General features: G+C 60.6%; 12 protein-coding genes. 3 read left to right on the forward strand and 9 right to left on the reverse strand.

Translation table 11 applies throughout. The annotated features are described in order from the left end of the window. Positions 1-108 precede the first annotated feature (108 nt). From istA to ACP15R_RS26870, 3 genes are all read left to right on the forward strand, one after another. Positions 109-1,608, forward strand: a complete 1,500-nt coding sequence (gene istA, locus ACP15R_RS26860) for an IS21 family transposase (RefSeq protein WP_139246466.1) — start codon at positions 109-111, stop codon at positions 1,606-1,608. Continuing rightward, positions 1,605-2,369, forward strand: coding sequence for an IS21-like element helper ATPase IstB (gene istB / locus ACP15R_RS26865; RefSeq protein ID WP_058317429.1), 765 nt, complete (start codon positions 1,605-1,607; stop codon positions 2,367-2,369). The genes istA and istB overlap by 4 nt, the downstream gene beginning before the upstream one ends. Before the next feature lie 110 nt (positions 2,370-2,479). Continuing rightward, positions 2,480-3,106 carry a CpaF/VirB11 family protein gene (locus tag ACP15R_RS26870; RefSeq protein ID WP_424988909.1) on the forward strand — a complete coding sequence of 209 codons (627 nt, stop codon included), beginning with the start codon at positions 2,480-2,482 and terminating at the stop codon, positions 3,104-3,106. A gap of 12 nt (positions 3,107-3,118) precedes the next feature. Here ACP15R_RS26870 and ACP15R_RS26875 read toward each other — a convergent pair whose 3' ends face one another. The 9 genes from ACP15R_RS26875 to ACP15R_RS26915 form a co-directional block, all read right to left on the reverse strand. After that, positions 3,119-4,063 carry a PD-(D/E)XK motif protein gene (locus ACP15R_RS26875; protein WP_424988910.1) on the reverse strand — a complete coding sequence of 315 codons (945 nt, stop codon included), beginning with the start codon at positions 4,061-4,063 and terminating at the stop codon, positions 3,119-3,121. Beyond that, complete coding sequence (locus ACP15R_RS26880; RefSeq protein ID WP_424988911.1) at positions 4,053-6,263, reverse strand: Z1 domain-containing protein; 2,211 nt, start codon at positions 6,261-6,263, stop codon at positions 4,053-4,055. The genes ACP15R_RS26875 and ACP15R_RS26880 overlap by 11 nt, the downstream gene beginning before the upstream one ends. After that, complete coding sequence (locus tag ACP15R_RS26885; protein WP_424988912.1) at positions 6,256-7,839, reverse strand: ATP-binding protein; 1,584 nt, start codon at positions 7,837-7,839, stop codon at positions 6,256-6,258. Before ACP15R_RS26885 ends, ACP15R_RS26880 begins: the two co-directional genes overlap by 8 nt. Before the next feature lies 1 nt (position 7,840). Continuing rightward, positions 7,841-9,151: a DNA (cytosine-5-)-methyltransferase gene (dcm, locus tag ACP15R_RS26890; protein ID WP_424988913.1), complete on the reverse strand. Its 1,311-nt coding sequence runs from the start codon at positions 9,149-9,151 to the stop codon at positions 7,841-7,843. Between the two features lie 200 nt (positions 9,152-9,351). Next, on the reverse strand, positions 9,352-11,265 hold the full coding sequence (locus tag ACP15R_RS26895; protein WP_424988914.1) for a type IV secretory system conjugative DNA transfer family protein: 1,914 nt from the start codon (positions 11,263-11,265) through the stop codon (positions 9,352-9,354). Positions 11,266-11,280: 15 nt separating this feature from the next. Then, a complete protein-coding gene (locus ACP15R_RS26900) occupies positions 11,281-13,209 on the reverse strand; it encodes a relaxase/mobilization nuclease domain-containing protein (RefSeq protein ID WP_424988915.1) in 1,929 nt (642 codons plus the stop codon). After that, positions 13,202-13,822 (reverse strand): helix-turn-helix domain-containing protein, encoded by a 621-nt coding sequence (locus ACP15R_RS26905; protein ID WP_424988916.1) that lies wholly within the window; start codon positions 13,820-13,822, stop codon positions 13,202-13,204. Before ACP15R_RS26905 ends, ACP15R_RS26900 begins: the two co-directional genes overlap by 8 nt. 411 nt (positions 13,823-14,233) lie before the next feature. After that, the gene (locus tag ACP15R_RS26910; protein WP_424988917.1) at positions 14,234-14,410 is read right to left on the reverse strand and encodes a hypothetical protein; all 177 of its coding nucleotides are present in this window, start codon (positions 14,408-14,410) and stop codon (positions 14,234-14,236) included. Between the two features lie 631 nt (positions 14,411-15,041). Then, positions 15,042-15,435: DUF736 domain-containing protein (locus ACP15R_RS26915; protein ID WP_424988753.1), on the reverse strand; the 394-nt coding region annotated here is incomplete at its 5' end.

Consider the following 15,435-nt stretch of genomic DNA (forward strand, 5'->3'; position numbering starts at 1 on the left):
TGTGAACGGCGGAGCAATACTCGGCCACGGTAGCGACGGCATAGTGTTGTCGCGGGCGGCGTAAAAGTCGTCCACTTTTGCCCTTTCGGATTTCGGGAGGGCTTGGGGATATACACCGTGGACTTGTATTTGAAGGTGCGTCACGCTCATTTCCAGGATGGATTGAGCGGGCGTCAGATTGCCCGGGATTTTGGGATCAGCCGGGACAGTGTTGCGAAGATGTTGGCCTATTCGGAACCGCCGGGATATCGGCGGACAGCGCCGATCAGGCGCCCGAAGCTGGATGCGTTCACCAGCCAGATGGACCAATGGCTTGCTGAAGACAGGAGCCGCCCTCGCAAGCAGCGTCACACCGCCAAGCGTATTTTCGAGCGGTTGCGGGACGAGTGCGGTTTTGATGGCAGCTACACCATCGTCAAGGATTACGTTCGAGACCGGAAGCGGACCGGCAAGGAGATGTTCGTGCCGCTGAGCCATCCGCCCGGTCATGCACAGGCCGATTTTGGTGAAGCGCTTGTCGTGATCGGCGGCGTCGAGCAGAAGGCACACTTCTTTGCCCTCGATCTGCCGCACAGCGACGCGTGCTACATCCGGGCCTATCCTGCGGCCAATACCGAGGCGTGGCTTGACGGCCATGTCCATGCCTTTGCGTTCTTCGGCGCGGTTCCCCAGTCGGTTCTTTATGACAATGACCGCTGCCTGGTTGCCCGGATTCTGCCGGATGGCTCCCGGCAAAGAACCCAGCGGTTCAGCGCGATGTTGTCGCATTACGTGATCCGGGACCGCTATGGCCGTCCCGGCAAGGGCAATGACAAAGGGGCCGTGGAGGGGCTGGTCGGCTACGGACGTCGCAACTTCATGGTGCCGATCCCGTCCTTTCCGGACTGGCACGCGTTCAACGCTCACCTGGAAGAGCAGTGCCGCAAGCGCCAGGGTGATGTTCTGCGTGGCCACAAGGTCAGCATCGGGGAACGGCTGAAGGCCGATCTCGCGGCGATGCGGGATTTGCCCGGCACCCCCTTTGAGGCCTGTGAGTTGCAAAGTGGCCAGGTCACATCGACATCGGTGGTGCGTTATCGCGGCAATGATTACTCGGTGCCGGTTGCCTACGGCCACCGTGCGGTCTGGATCAAGGGCTTCGTGACCCGGGTTGTCATCGGCTGCGGCGCCGAGGTGATCGCTGAGCATTCGCGCTCCTATGACACCGGCGACATGGTGTTTGATCCACTGCATTACCTGGCGCTGATCGAACGCAAGATCATGTCCTTCGATCAGGCCGCGCCTCTGCAGGGCTGGGAGTTGCCCGAAGCGTTCAAAACCCTGCGCCGACTGCTGGAAGCCCGGCAGGGAAAGGCCGGCAAGCGCGAGTATGTGCAGGTCCTGCGCCTTCTGGAGCGCTTCGAGATTGACGTGCTGCATCTTGCCGTCAAAGATGCCCTGCGAATGGGAGCGGTCAGCTTCGATGCAATCAAGCACCTGATCTTGTGCAGGGTCGAGCAAAGGCCTCCGAGGCTGGATCTGGATGTCTATCCCTTCCTGCCCAGAACCAACATCACCACCACCTCCGCCGCATCCTACATGAGCCTGCTGGCAGGAGGTGGGGCATGACGGATGCACCCGAACTGCTGCTGGCCCACCATCTCAAAACGCTTCGGCTGCCCACGTTCCTGCGTGAACATGACAAGCAGGCCCGTATCTGCGCCGCTGAAGGCGTAGATCACGTGCGTTACCTGGCCCGGCTGACCGAGCTGGAACTGATCGACCGGGAACGGCGCATGGTGGAACGCCGGATCAAGGCCGCAAAGTTCCCGACCATCAAAAGCCTGGACAGCTTCGACTTCAAGGCGATCCCGTCGCTCAACAAGATGATGGTGCTGGAGCTGGCGCGCTGCGAATGGATCGAACGCAAGGAGAATGTGATCGCGCTCGGTCCCTCCGGCACCGGCAAGACCCATGTCGCCCTCGGGCTGGGACTGGCTGCCTGCCAGAAAGGATTGCCTGTCGCCTTCGTGACCGCCGCAGCCCTCGTGCACGAGATGATGGAGGCCCGCGACGAAAAACGCCTCCTGCAACTCCAGCGCAAACTCGCCAAGGTCAAACTGCTGATCATCGACGAGCTGGGATTCGTCCCCTTGAGCAAAACCGGCGCCGAGCTTCTGTTCGAGCTGATCTCACAGCGCTACGAGCGAGGGTCGACCCTGATCACAAGCAACCTGCCCTTCGAGGAGTGGACCGAAACCTTCGGCACCGAACGCCTGACCGGCGCGCTGCTGGACCGGCTGACACACCACGTCAACATCCTCGAGATGAACGGCGAAAGCTACCGCCTCAATCAAAGCCGCGCCCGCCTCGCCGCCGCTAACAAATGAACCTCACAGAATTGGCCTGACGGCCAATGCGCCTTGGACCGGGCTTGCTATATGAGGGCCGCACGCTCCAAGGCGCTCGCCCCAAACTGGCCGACTTTTGCTCCGCCACAATGGCCGAATTTTACTCCGCCGTTGACAGCAAGGCCGTCTCGCTCGACGCGCTCCGCGCCGAGAAGATGAAAAACATTGCCAGTCTGGCAGAGGAAAACCTCGAGGCTGCGCTGCAGACCCTTGTCGAAGCGCGGCTCAACGTCCTGATCAGCGGCGGCACCTCGACCGGCAAGACCACGTTCGCCCGCCACCTCCTGACTCATGTCAGCGAACACGAACGGCTGATCACCATCGAAGACGCTTTCGAACTCTTCCCCGGCCAGCCGAACACCGTCGCCCTCCTGGCCGACCGCGGTGCCGGGTCGCAACGCAGCGCCAACGCCCTCCTGCAGGCCTCCCTCCGCATGCGCCCCGACCGGATCATCGTCGGCGAGTTGCGCGGCGCCGAAGCCCTGACCTATCTCGAGGCGATCAACACCGGCCATGGCGGCTCGGTCTCCACCATCCACGCTGAAACCGCGGAACTCGCCATCGATCGGCTGGCTATCATGGTGCTGCAGGCGGGAACCCCGCTGACCTTCGCCGAGGTGCGGGAGTACATCCGGAAATCCATCGATGTGATCGTGCAGCTCGGGCGCACCGAGGGAAAGCGGGGGATCACGGAGTTCTATCTGCCTGGAAAATAAACTTGGAGAAGTTCAGCCAAATAATGACATCGAGCCGTCCGGCGAAGCACTCATTCCTGTAAGGTCCAAACTAAAGCGCACTTCAGATATGGGATCCCCGAAGGCGACAACAGGTACTGGCAAATCTCCAGCGTGGAACATTGCTACAGATTCACCATCAGGATAGGTCGCAAAGCGCGTGTCCGATCCATAAATGCCCGCTCCGCCTTTTCGGAGGCACTGGCGAAAGAATTGAGCACGGACCACTGGATCGTCTAATGCAGCGTAAATCTCATCAATCAACTCGCATGCCATTTCACCGCCAGGCAGTTCAATCAGCAAGATGGATGCAATATAGACCCGGATGTCGGCATTAGGGCGAAGCTGTTCAAGCGAAAACCGATGCTGCCGGGAAGACTTCAGAGTCGTCTTCACCTCTAGTGCAAAATGCTCCGTCACAAAGTCGTACCGGGCATGTGCAGACGACGACCACGCCCTAACTGCTGCGTTCAAATCTTGAGCTGTGCGGATGATGTGCAACTCACCCCAAAGCCCAACGACGTCGTTTAGTTCGTCGTTCAACCGCGTGAATAAATCGGCAATCGCGAGGATTTGGTCGCGAACGGCCGCTGAGGAGTGATCCGCCCCGGGTGCCAGGAACGCCTCTTCTAAGAGGCGAAGGAAGACACGGATGATGTCGGGATCGTCATTCGCAAGGGAAACTAACGTGTAAGTGCCGGACAGAGCGCTTCCATCCTGAAGCTGGATATCGCAGAGGCACGCAAAGCGAACCTCGACGGCCTTCAGCTTCAGATCAGGCTGGCCATCATCCTCGGCCATCTCGAAGAGCAAATAGGGCTGCCCTTGCGCATCCAAGGAAAGCCAGAGGCCGTGGGCACCATCGATCTTACTCCCGAAGAGATGCTGGCAGGCATCCGGGAAACGGCGGGCAAGTTCCTGATACGCCTCAAACAGCATCGTCCTCTCGTTCCACCCAAACACGCTCCGCCAAACGCTCGGGGATGTGCACGGCAAGCACGGGCAAGTCTTCTAGAAGCACGCGGTTCTTGGCGGCATTTTCTAGGTGGTAGCGATGAATCTGGAAGGTGATCGTGTCGTCAACCCGGATTTGGCGCGCGCCGGGATAATTGGTACGCGCGTTGCTACCCTGAAAGAGGTTTCTGATCTTAGGCGGATCTTTGGTATCGAGACTGCGGCGCGCTTCCACGCCCGACCATGGGCCGGAGAAGGCAAAGACGCTGCACCGCATCTCAGGGTCTTCGCTAGCCAGCTTTTCGAGGCCGACCATGATTGCCGAGTGCTGTAAGCTATCGCCGGGGTTCTTGTAGCGGATTTGCCCGATGAAGGGGATTATCTCGCTGAGCGGAATGTCGTCGCTGAACGCCGGAATGGTCTGCTGCTGGTTCCAGCCGTCCTGCTTGTATTCCCAGAAGTCGAACGCGCCGAGTAGCTGGTTCACCGCTTCCCGGTTATCGGCAACGAAGCCGGTATCCTCATAGGGATAGTCGGGGTAAATCCACCCTTCACGCCCCCGCGACTGGTACATGTCGAGCAAGATGACAGAGCGCCGTGTCGGCTGAAGCCTCTGGCTGAGGAACCAGGTGCGCCGCCAGTCCTTCAGGCCGCCCCCATCTTTGATGTGCTTGGAGATCGATGAGCGGACCGACTCCTCGTGGGAAACATAGTCTTGGAACGCTTCGATGTTCTCTGTCGTCAGATAGATGCGGCAGAGGCCAAGATAGCGCTTCTTGTAGCCGAAGAAACGAGCGCGCTGCTGGATGTTGTCGGCGTTGCCGATCCCGATGGACCTCGGCATGTAGGAGACTGTCAGGCCTTCAACGGTGAAGCCACGGTCCAGGCCGATCCCGCCGACAAGTATCCAACTATAATCACCCTTCCAATCAATGGAGGGTATCTTGGTCTTCTCGCGTGTGTTGAGCTCGGCGATGGCGGTTTCCGACACGGCGTCTAAAAGCAGCGGCTCGATCTGATCAAAGTCATAATTGACGGCATAGGTCTCGCTCAACCGTTCGAAGGCAGTTCGAAAACCTGCCAGCAGGTCGTCATGGCCGTGATGATCCGTGTCGTCCAAGATGGCCGCCCATTCATCGCGCGTGTTCCGCGCCCATCTCGCGAACATGAGATGATCGGCCTTCGGGATGGCCGGGTGGATCATCATGGAGCGATTGCCGCCGCCCTGGTCGTCTTCTTCGCGCAGGCCGATGGCTACGCCAACGAAGAAGTCTTTCAGGGCCTCTAGCATGCTGGCAGGCGGGCTCGCTGGCGGATCGTCCCGGTCCGGCACATCGGTTTGCGGAATGAGCTCAATGTACTTGTCCGGCCCGTCCACAAAGAACTCTTTTCCGCCGACATAGGCGTCTCCGGGTGTCAGCACCGCACCGAAGTCAGGCGAGAGCGTGTCGATGCGGCTGATCAGAAGCGGCGCTTGCGGCGTGGCAGTGTAGAGAAGATAGCTGTGATGCGGGAAAAGACGGCGCAGCGCCGTGATGCGCGCGTAGGTCGTGCTTTCTTCCTGTTGCAGGGCCTTGGTATTCATCCCCGCCTGGTCGCCTTCGTCATCAATGATGAGCGTCGGCACGTTCGTCAGATCGACCCCGGTGAGCAGTGTGGCCAGATGATCGAGATGGCGATGCTCCTTCATGGAGACGATCAGCACTGTGCGCGAGCGCGTGCTCCCCTTGCGCCATTTCGCAAGCTCGCTTTTGACCCGCTCAACCTCGGCGCCTTGGAAGCCTTTGTCTCTGGTCGAGAACAGCTTCCAGTTGCGGTTCTTTTCGACCTCCAAGTCCTTCTTCAGACGCTCGAAGGATTGCTCGACCAAGTTGTTGGTCGTGCCGGCCAGAAGAAGGACGATCTGATAATCGTTGTCGTGCGCGAGCGCGGACAAGCTTGTGAAGGAAAGCGTTTTGCCGCTTTGGACATAGCCGATGATGAGACCGGTATTGTGATCGCCGGGATTCTTTGGATCAGCGCATTGACGCATGATCGACAAGGTTTCCGAGACAAGCCGGGTCTTCTCGACCTCTGAAAGTGATGTGTTTGACTGAAGAAGGCGCGTCAGAGCCGGACCTTGCGCCGGGTTCCACTTGCCGGAAGTCTGGCGATCGTGAATTTGGATAATGCCTTCGTCACTCATCGGGGACAGTCCTCGTCACAAGGTTCTTGAGGATTTCATTGGTGTATTGCCGGATTGCTTTGGGGTGATGCGAGGCAAGCTCTGTGGCGATGACTTCTGACAGCGCCATGGTAGCAGCGATGTTCAGCACTGCAGCGAAGCCTTCCGAGTCGAGATTGGGAAACTGCGCCATGAACGGATGGAGCATGGCCACCCGGATTAACACTTCGCGCGGATCCGGGTCTGTGATGGCTGGTCTGCTCTGGATGGAAAGCCAGTCGCTTTCCTTGTCGGCATAGGACAATTCGAGCTTTACGATCCAAGGCGTCCCCCGGAACAAAAACTCAAACTGAAAATCATCGCGCTCACCTTCCGCAACCGCGTCAAGCTGCTCCCCAACATCGGGAAGGTTTTCGTCCGGCGAAGGCTCGGGGCTCGGCGATACAACGCTCGGAAACGTCTGCTGCGATGTAACCAGGGCTCTGTGATCGAACTGCTTGGCCACGGCGGGCGCGGCACTGCGGGCGACCTTGCGCGCGTTGCGAGCGTCCTCCAAGGCCCTGTATTTTTGCGTCTGCTTGATGATCGGCAGGTCTTCGGCGTTCAAGATTTTGTAGAGTTTTCGAAGAAACTCGTCTTCATGCTCGCCCCACTGAACACCGTCCTTGGTGTGCGAGACACTGAAGCCCCTCAGGTGAATTTCGCCGAAGATGCGTTGTGATTCATAGCTGTTTGGCCGCTTGAAGATGTCGGCTGGTCGGTAGGTTTCATCAGCGCTGCCAAGGACCAGTCTGTTGCGCCTAAAGAGCGCGAGACCGGCAAGTCGGGTATCGGCCTTCTCCCGGATTGCAACGAAGCCGGTGGCTGATTTTCCTGGCCCGAGATCGATATCGATGTCGCGCTTCCAAGTGACCTGCGGTCCATCGGGGTCTTTGTAAGATGGCGTGACCAAGACCTTGGGTTCGTCATATCTCAGCCGCTCACCATCTACGAAGAGTTCCAGCGCGCCGGAGCGCAGGAAGATTCGATAGATGCTGGCAAGATGCTCTTTGATCTTGCCGATGGTCCGACCCTTTGGAAAACGGCGAATGTCTTCCAGCCGGATTTCTGTGTAGTGCTTGTCTTCCGACGCAACCGAGGTGACGACATTCAACTCTTCGATGCTGTCATGGACGATGCGGTCGATGTCGAAGAAAACGGTGCGCTCGTCTCTTTCGCCGAGCGCGCTCGAACGGACGCTCCATTTCGGCGCGAACCAGCATGCCGCGCTCTTCATGCCCATGCCGAACTCGGACAGGCCCGTTGCATCGGGCGGGATTTCGGCAGGTCGGAAGGCGCGCTGATAGTCGGATGAGGCAATCCCGGCAGCGTTGTCGAGAACCACGATCCGGCCGTCGTCCGCATCGAAAGTGATATCGACCCGCAAAACGTAGGAACCGCCCGAGATGGCTTCCAAGTCCTTGCGGCGCGAGATACTGCTCTGGATCGAGTTGTCAACGAACTCGGCCAAGGCGTACCACGCCTTGTAGTTAAGGTGCGGCAGCACAGAAAGGACGTTTACGCCGGGCCGGATATTGACCGTGTTTAGGCGGCTCATGTTACTCTGCGGCAACGGCCCGCTGTGCGGACTCCGCTGCATCTTCTCTGGTCACAAGGGCGGCGAAGATGCGCTTCACAACTTCAACATTAACGGCATTGCCAAAGGCTTTGTAAGCACCGTTCTTGGTGCTCGGCAAATGGGTGAGCTCAAGGCTTTGCAGGCGGCTGCATTCGCGCGGCGTCATATACCGCCGCTCCCAGCTTACGATGGGAACTTGGCTCGTTGTCATGGAAATTAGCGCGGGAGCTGTATCGGCCTTCTTGATCCGAATACCGCTGGCCCGAAATTGAATTATATGTTGCCAGATGTCTCGCACCCCACCTTTGATGTTCCATTCAAGTTTTTGAAAACTGGGCGGGAAGGATTTTATCTGATCTATCCAAGGATCGATAATTGATCTGTGCTCGGCGTAGAAGGCGCGGTTCTTTTCGATGAAATCGATCTTCCATGCCGGAAAGTGCTCAAGCTTGGTGCGGGCATAGCCTGGAAGCGCAGCTTCAGTCTCTTCGGGCGATAGCCCCTTCAAGGACTGCCCGAATGCGCCCTTATACCGGCCAAGCCGACGATATCCGCGCTCATACGGGGTGAGGCCGTCAAGGGGATAATCCGCGCCAAATTCCATCGCCCAAATCGGGAATGACGGCAGTTCGATATTTTTCGGGAACGCCGCCACGAATTCCTGCCAAATTGACAGGTAATGGACATGGTTTGGGCTTAGGTGCAGAGCATCCTCGGGATTATCGTCCAAGACGGACGAAATGGAGAGCTGCGCCGCGTCTTCTGGCACCGGCCAGGAAAAGCCGCCGAGCCCTTCGCGGTCGCCTATAATGAAAGCGCGTTCGCGCTTTTGCGGCACCCCGAACATATGCGGGGACAAGCGCGCAAAATCGACGTCATAGTCGAGCGCGCGCAGCCGGGCGCAGATATTCTGCCACGTCCTACCGCCGTCATGGCGGACAAGGTTTGGCACATTTTCGATGATGAAGAAGCGCGGTTCCTTCACACGCAAAATGTCGATCACGTAATCGATGAGGTCGCCCCATTGGGGACATTGCAGGCCTTTCTGCTCGCCAGCCTTGGAGAACGGCTGGCAGGGAAAGCCTGCGCACAGGACATCATGATCTGGGATCGAAGGAATATCGACGCTGCGGATATCGCCGTGGGGCTTTGTGCCGTAGTTCTTCTCATACAATGAGGCCAGATCAGCGTTGATCTCCGAGGCGAAGACGCACTCGGCGCCCGACGCACTCAACGCCTGATGAAATCCGCCAAGGCCCGCAAAAAGGTCAATAAACTTTAACTGCGCCACGACGGTCAGGCTCTTTTCTATGTGCTTTGGTTGGTCGTTGGCGATGTCCTCAAACAGCCAATCGCTTAATCTCTACACGATATAGATGAGAGATGTGATGTCAACGCTAGACCTACTCCACAACAATACGAAGTGCACCTTTTTCTTTGAGACAGATCAGGGGCGCCCGATTGCGTCGGGCCAGGACACAAGACGAAACCTCACCCGCCCAACAACTCCTCGATGAAATCTTCCTGCCGGTCGAGCGCTGCCTCCCATTCCTTCGGCACCGCAGCTTCCCGCTCGAGCGTCTCGGGCTCGGGCTGCCCGCGCCCGGCCTCCATCGTCCTCACGCTCATTGCGCGTGCTTCGCGGCGCTGCGAGCGGTCCCGGACAGGCGCGCGTTCGGCTGGTTTCGCCTGCTCGTCTGCGAGGGCTGCGTCACCATCCACGCTACCCCAAGGCCCCACGCCCTGCACGCTCGGCGGATAGGGGAAGGGCTTGCCCTCCTGACGGGCCAGCATCGCCTTGTAGAACGGATCGTCGTAATACTTGATCCGGCTCGCCTTGATCGGATGCTGGGGCGAGGCGAGGATGATGACCTCGTCGGGGTCCATCAGGCGCGCTTCAGTCTCGGAAAGCAGCGGCCGTTCTTCCAGCCGCGCTGATGTCGAGGTCGCGCCAAGGAAGCCCTTGTTGCGGCCATACATGCGGGTCACTGCCTCGCGAGTGGTGCTGCCGACCGCGGCGGAGACCTCCTTCACCGTGCGCTGGTCGCGTGGCGTGATGTAGAGCTTAAGCCCTGCCCCGTTCTCGAGACTTTCGCGGCCTTCGGGGCCATAGATCCGGTCGAGCGAAGCCAACGACTGTGCAATCATCGCGACGCGGCCGCCATAGCTCGCCAGCGAATGGATCGCGCGCTCGAGGTAGGGCATGGCCCCCATCTGCTGGAATTCGTCGATCATCATCATGACAGGCCACGGCTCGTCCGGACCCGGTTCATTCAGGCGGATCGAGGCGATGAGGTCGGCGAACATCAGGCGCAAGAGAGGCGCCAGCGTCGCGATGTGATCCTCGGAGACGGCGATGTAGAGCGACTGCGGGGTTTTACGGAAGGTCGAGAAATCGAAATCGCTCGCCTCGGTGGCCGAGCGCACCGCCGGATTGTCCCATTGTTTGAGACCGGCCGTCATCAGCGCCTGGATGTTCGAGGTCAGCAGGCGCGACGAGGCCGAGGCCGCGTTGGTCCAGAGTTCGCGCAGGATGTCTTCCTCGGCCTCGTCTGCATAGGTCTTGTATTGCGCGTTCTTGTATTCGCCCCCGGCGACGATCTTGTTCACCTCGCCAAGGTTCGGCGTGCCGCGCTGGATCGCCAGCAAGCAGGCCGCGACGAAGATCGACTTGCCGGCCTCGGAGAAGGTGTCGAGGGTCTTGTTGTCCTTATCGAGGAAGAGATCGGCCAGGATCGAAACCTCTGTGAAGCGCTGCGCAAAGCTCGGGGCCTTGGCGATCCGGGCGAGCGGGTTGTAACGATGCGTGGCATTGGCCCAGTCGAAGGGGCTGAAGCGATAGACCTCATCACCGTTCAGCGCCCGAAGCCGGGCGGTCTTCTCGAAGTTCTCGCCCTTCACGTCGAGCACCACGACCGAGCCCGCGAAGCTCAGAAGGTTCGGGATCACGAAACCCACACCCTTACCGGCGCGGGTCGGGGCCACCATCATCACATGGGGGATGGTCGTCGAGGAGATGAACTCGGCCTTAGAGGTCGGCGCGCCGAGCTTGCCACAGACGAAGCCTTTGCCGGGGGCCTGCAGCATGTCGTTCTTCTTCAGCTCTGCCTTCGTCTGCCAATGGGCCGAGCCGTAATCGTCGCGCTCTTTCTTCCAGGTCCAGGCCAGCGCCAAAGCACCGAGGCCAATCGCCCCGAAGCCGACAGCGCCGAACCCGACCTTGAAAGCTTCGGGGTGCGCCGCGCGCGTGCCGGCGCTGGCCTTCCAGAGCGCCAGCATGTCGAAACTGCCAAACCCGGTTTTCAGGGCCAGGGTCAGGTAGAAGGCGGCGACGATGGTGCCGATGACGGCACCGCAAACAACGCCGAAGAGAAGTGCTGCCCAGAGGGGGAGTGTCTTGGTCATAGTGGTCATCTCCCCTTAGAATTCCATCTCGTCATCGAGACCGCGGTCGCGGCCAAGATCGCGCCCCAGCTCCTGCGCCTCTTGGCTCCCGCGCAGTCGTGCCACCTCGGTCGCCTTGTCCTGCTGCAACCCGGCGGCGCGGTCGGTGAAGACCTGGTCGCCGGTCTCCTCGAAGGTCATCTCCAGGAACTCCTGCGTGACGGTGATCTGGTCGAGCTTGCTTGGCAGGGCCGCATCCAGCACCTCGTAGTTCCCGCGCCGGAGTTCGGCCAAGCCTTCCTCACCCAATTCCTTGAAGAGCTCCGATTGCAGAGTCCGCTCGATGGTCTCTTCCTGTTCCTCGGTAAGCTTGCCGTCCCGAAGCATGTCGGCCAGGTCCTGCAGGTAGGGATTTGGCGTCCGGTCGTCTTCGTCGATCAGCGGCAGGATCTCCTGTTCTTCGTCCGCGAGGGTCCGGCCGATCTCGACGCCCATTTCCTTCGCGCGCTCCATCAGCGCGTCCATCACTCCGTCGACTTTTTCGAGGGCGGCATCCAGTTGGTCATCATTGGCGGTTTCTACGCTCAGACCGTCTTTCGCCAGCACCGCGTTCATGTCCCGCTCGACCCAGTCCTGCGCCATGCCGTAGTTGCGCGTGCCGCCGGCAGTGATCCGGGCTACCAGTTCCTCGCTGTCCATGCCGGCTTCCTCGGCGCGATCGAGCACTTCACGCAGCCCATCGTCCTTGCCGGACTGCAGCGCGGCTATCAGAACCTCGCTACCCGCCCCCGGCGGATAGGGTTCCTCGAGCTGCTTGCCGAAACGCGCGCGCAATTCCGGGTCTGGCACCATCTGCGAGAGATCCGCGATGATCGGCGCGGCCTTGGCTTCAAAAGCGGCGCGCTCGGCCGGGTCCAGTTCTTCGGCCTTGAGCCTCAGCGCCTCGATCGTGCGCTCGGAATAGTCGATTGCGTCACCGACGGTTTTGATGTCCTTCATGTCTATCTCTCCTTCGGTGAAGTTCCACGGCGTGCCGGAACCGAGCCCGTCCGCCATGCCGCGCACGGCGCGCGCCATGTGGCGCTGGTCCATCCGGTCCAGCAGGTCGGCGAGGTTCTTGTAGTCCTTGGCGAAGCCCACCACCTGCGCCTGCGCGATGGCGGATTCCTGGGCCGTCATGACGATCTCGCGCGGCAGGCGAGCCTCTTCCTTGGCGCGGTAGACCTCCTCGATCCCGGCGGGCTTCTCGAAAATGCCGCGCTCGAGCCGCGTGGTGGCATCAAGCATCACGCCATAGCGTTCCGCGATTTCAGCCTGCTTCTCGCGCATCAGCTGCGGCGACATCACGCCCTCGGCCCAGCAAGAGAACCAGGTGCCCTTCTCGACGCCACGGTTGTTAAGGATGATATGGGCGTGCTTGTGCGCCCGGTCGTCATGGACCGCGAGCACATAGTCCCACTGGTCGCCGTATTCGCCGCTCTCGAAGAAATGCTCCGTCCAGTCCATGGCGATGTCGCGCACCTGGTCGACCGTCACGTCGGTCGGGAAGGACAGCAGCATGTGCGAGGTGAACCCGAGCTTGGTCGAGCCGCGCCAAGTCCCGGCCCAGTCTAAGATGATGTCTTCCTTCTGCTCCTCAGACAGCACCGCCGCATCAGTCAGCGCGTTGGTCATCGTGGAGTAGGTGTAGACCGCCTTGTCGTTGATGTAGGAGATCTGCGCCCCGAGCGAAGCACGCGTCTTGCAACCTCCCGCCCGGATCCGTTTGAACACCGCTGCGCGGCTTTGCCCAGAGGCCGCCTTGAGCGCATTGCGCGCCGACATGGATCCGACGTGCGCGAAACTGCGGCCCTGCCGACGCCCCGCCAACCGCGCGTCGATCCGCGCCGCGGCTTGGCCCCGGATGCGCTCATCCTCCCAGAGCCGGCCCATGACCGAGGTATAGAGGGCGAGGGGATCAGCCATTCCTGACGAGCCTCAGACCGCTCCCGATCGTGCGCGGCCCGTCTTCCAGAACCGCGCCCTCCTCCCCCTGCCCTTCTTCCTTTTGCGGCCACTCCTGATGACGCAGCGCCTGCGCCGCATCCTTCATCCGGCCCATCTCACGGCTCATGGACTGCGCCAGATCAAGGAGTTCGATCAGCACCGCGCGGTCCGCCTCCGAGACCTCCAGCCGACCGCGATGCACCGCCTTGGCGAGCACCAATCCGGCGTCGCTCACATCCTTCGCCTGACGCCACGCGGCACAGAATTCCGCGACCAGATCACGCGGCACATCAAGGAATCCGCACCGCTCCCGCAGCACCGCATTGAGCGCCTGCGAGCGGTTGGCATAGCCCCGTTCGCGCCACTCCGCATCGAAGGCGTCCAGCTCGGATCGGCTCGCCCGGAACGCCACCGTCTCGCTCGGATCGCGCACCGCGATGCCCTCGCCCGCCTCCTCTTTCGCGAGCCGGTTCACATGGCGCGGAGAGATGCCAAACGCCGCCGCCAAGTCCTTGGCGCTCTCACCCGCCGCAAAGCGCCGCGCAACTTCGATGCGCTCTTCAAGCTTCAGGTTTTTCGCTGGCCTCGGCACGGGTCAGACCCCTCGGACAAAATGTGCAAACATTGGCCATATCCTGCCAACGTCTTTCTTCTCTCCTTCGCTTATACCTCAATACATCACATTGCGCAATATTACGTTTTGCTTATCGTGTCTTTTTGCGGGCAATGAGGTGCACTCAAGACCGCTGGGCAGCGCGGCATGGAGCGCCGTCGTCCTCATCGATGCTCGGCAATCTGGTCGAAAAAATCTGCTGAAACTTGCGCTGGATCAGCACGCGATGTCAGGCAAACCAAGCGCCCGAGCCGGTCACGGATCGGGCGCCAGAAACACGAAAACGGCCCGCGCGGGATGGCGCGTGCCACGCCCGTTTGGGGCGTCACAATGTTGGTAAGGATCAGTGTCAGACCCCTGCGGATCCGAAGATCCGCAGGGGTGTCTGGGTCAGTGACCCAGTCCCTGATTGCGCAGATCGTCGTAACGGCTGCGGGCGATCATCGCCTCGGTCTCAAGGCTGTCGAGTGTCTCGGGATGGGCATCTTCATCGAAGGCGGCGAGGTAGGCCTCGAAGGCCATGTCGGCTTGCAGTTCGGCGAGGTCGATGGATTGTTCGAGTGTCATGGTGTGATCCTTTCCGTTGATCGTCGTTGGACGGATCGTGGAAAAGACCGGGGGCATGAGAGCGGGCTGCACCCGGCACGGGGCGGAATGAAATGGAGCACGCCAGGGGCAGGTTTGTTGTGAGCGATGCTCCGCAGCGCTCAAGGCGCAAGCCGCCCAGAAACCTGCCCCCGGCGTTGCCGACCGCTCGACCCCGGGCTAGCGATCTCTAAGGCCAACAGGTCGACGGAAAGGCGCGCGGCGGTGACCCTGACGTGAGACGTCCGGGATACATGACGTTGATTTGCGACTTCCACCCTCGCGGCGCAGGGTGAGTTCGGCGCCCCTGGTAGCTTCGCCAAGACGACCTAGGCGCGGGTTGTTCGACCGACGGAAGAGGTGCGCTTGGCTCGCTCAGTTGGCTCCCAGTTCTCCCTGCGGTCATTCGGTTCCGCCTCCACCGCGCGTGATCCACGCTGTCACTGAACAAAGAGATCGGAGCCGTATCAGCAACCGAATCTGCCTGACGACCCGGCTCTGCCTCCGCGTCCGAAATATGCCGCGTTCGTTCGGTCACCGATAGTGCGCCCTCCCAGAGCGAGTTCCCCGGAACGAGAAAGAGCCAGACCGCCGGAGCGGTCTGGCCCTTGGCTTACGCGGCGTCTTTGGGGCCCCAGGGGATCACGGCCTGCAGGGACAGATCGTCCTGGTTCGCGGCCTTGCCGAGGTTGGCGTTGAAGCCGTGGTCGCGGATGGTCAGCGTGTAGTAGTCGGCGCCGGTCTCCTTGTTCTGCTTCTTCCAGATGCCGCCACACTCGACCAGCTTGCCGCGCGGGGAGCGGCCGAGGACGCGGTGCGTGGGGGCCATCGGGTTCGCGCTCGCGACGGGTTCGACCGTGATGTCGAGGTCGAATGTCAGGGTCGAGATGGAGCCGACGCCCTTGGCGGTTTCGATGTCGGCGCTGGTGAATTTGATGCAGTTCGTGGTCATTGCTCTTCTCCTTGTTTGCGTTGCAATGATGGTCACCTTGCAGCTGGCCAAGGCC

This window comes from Microbulbifer sp. S227A (assembly GCF_049800935.1).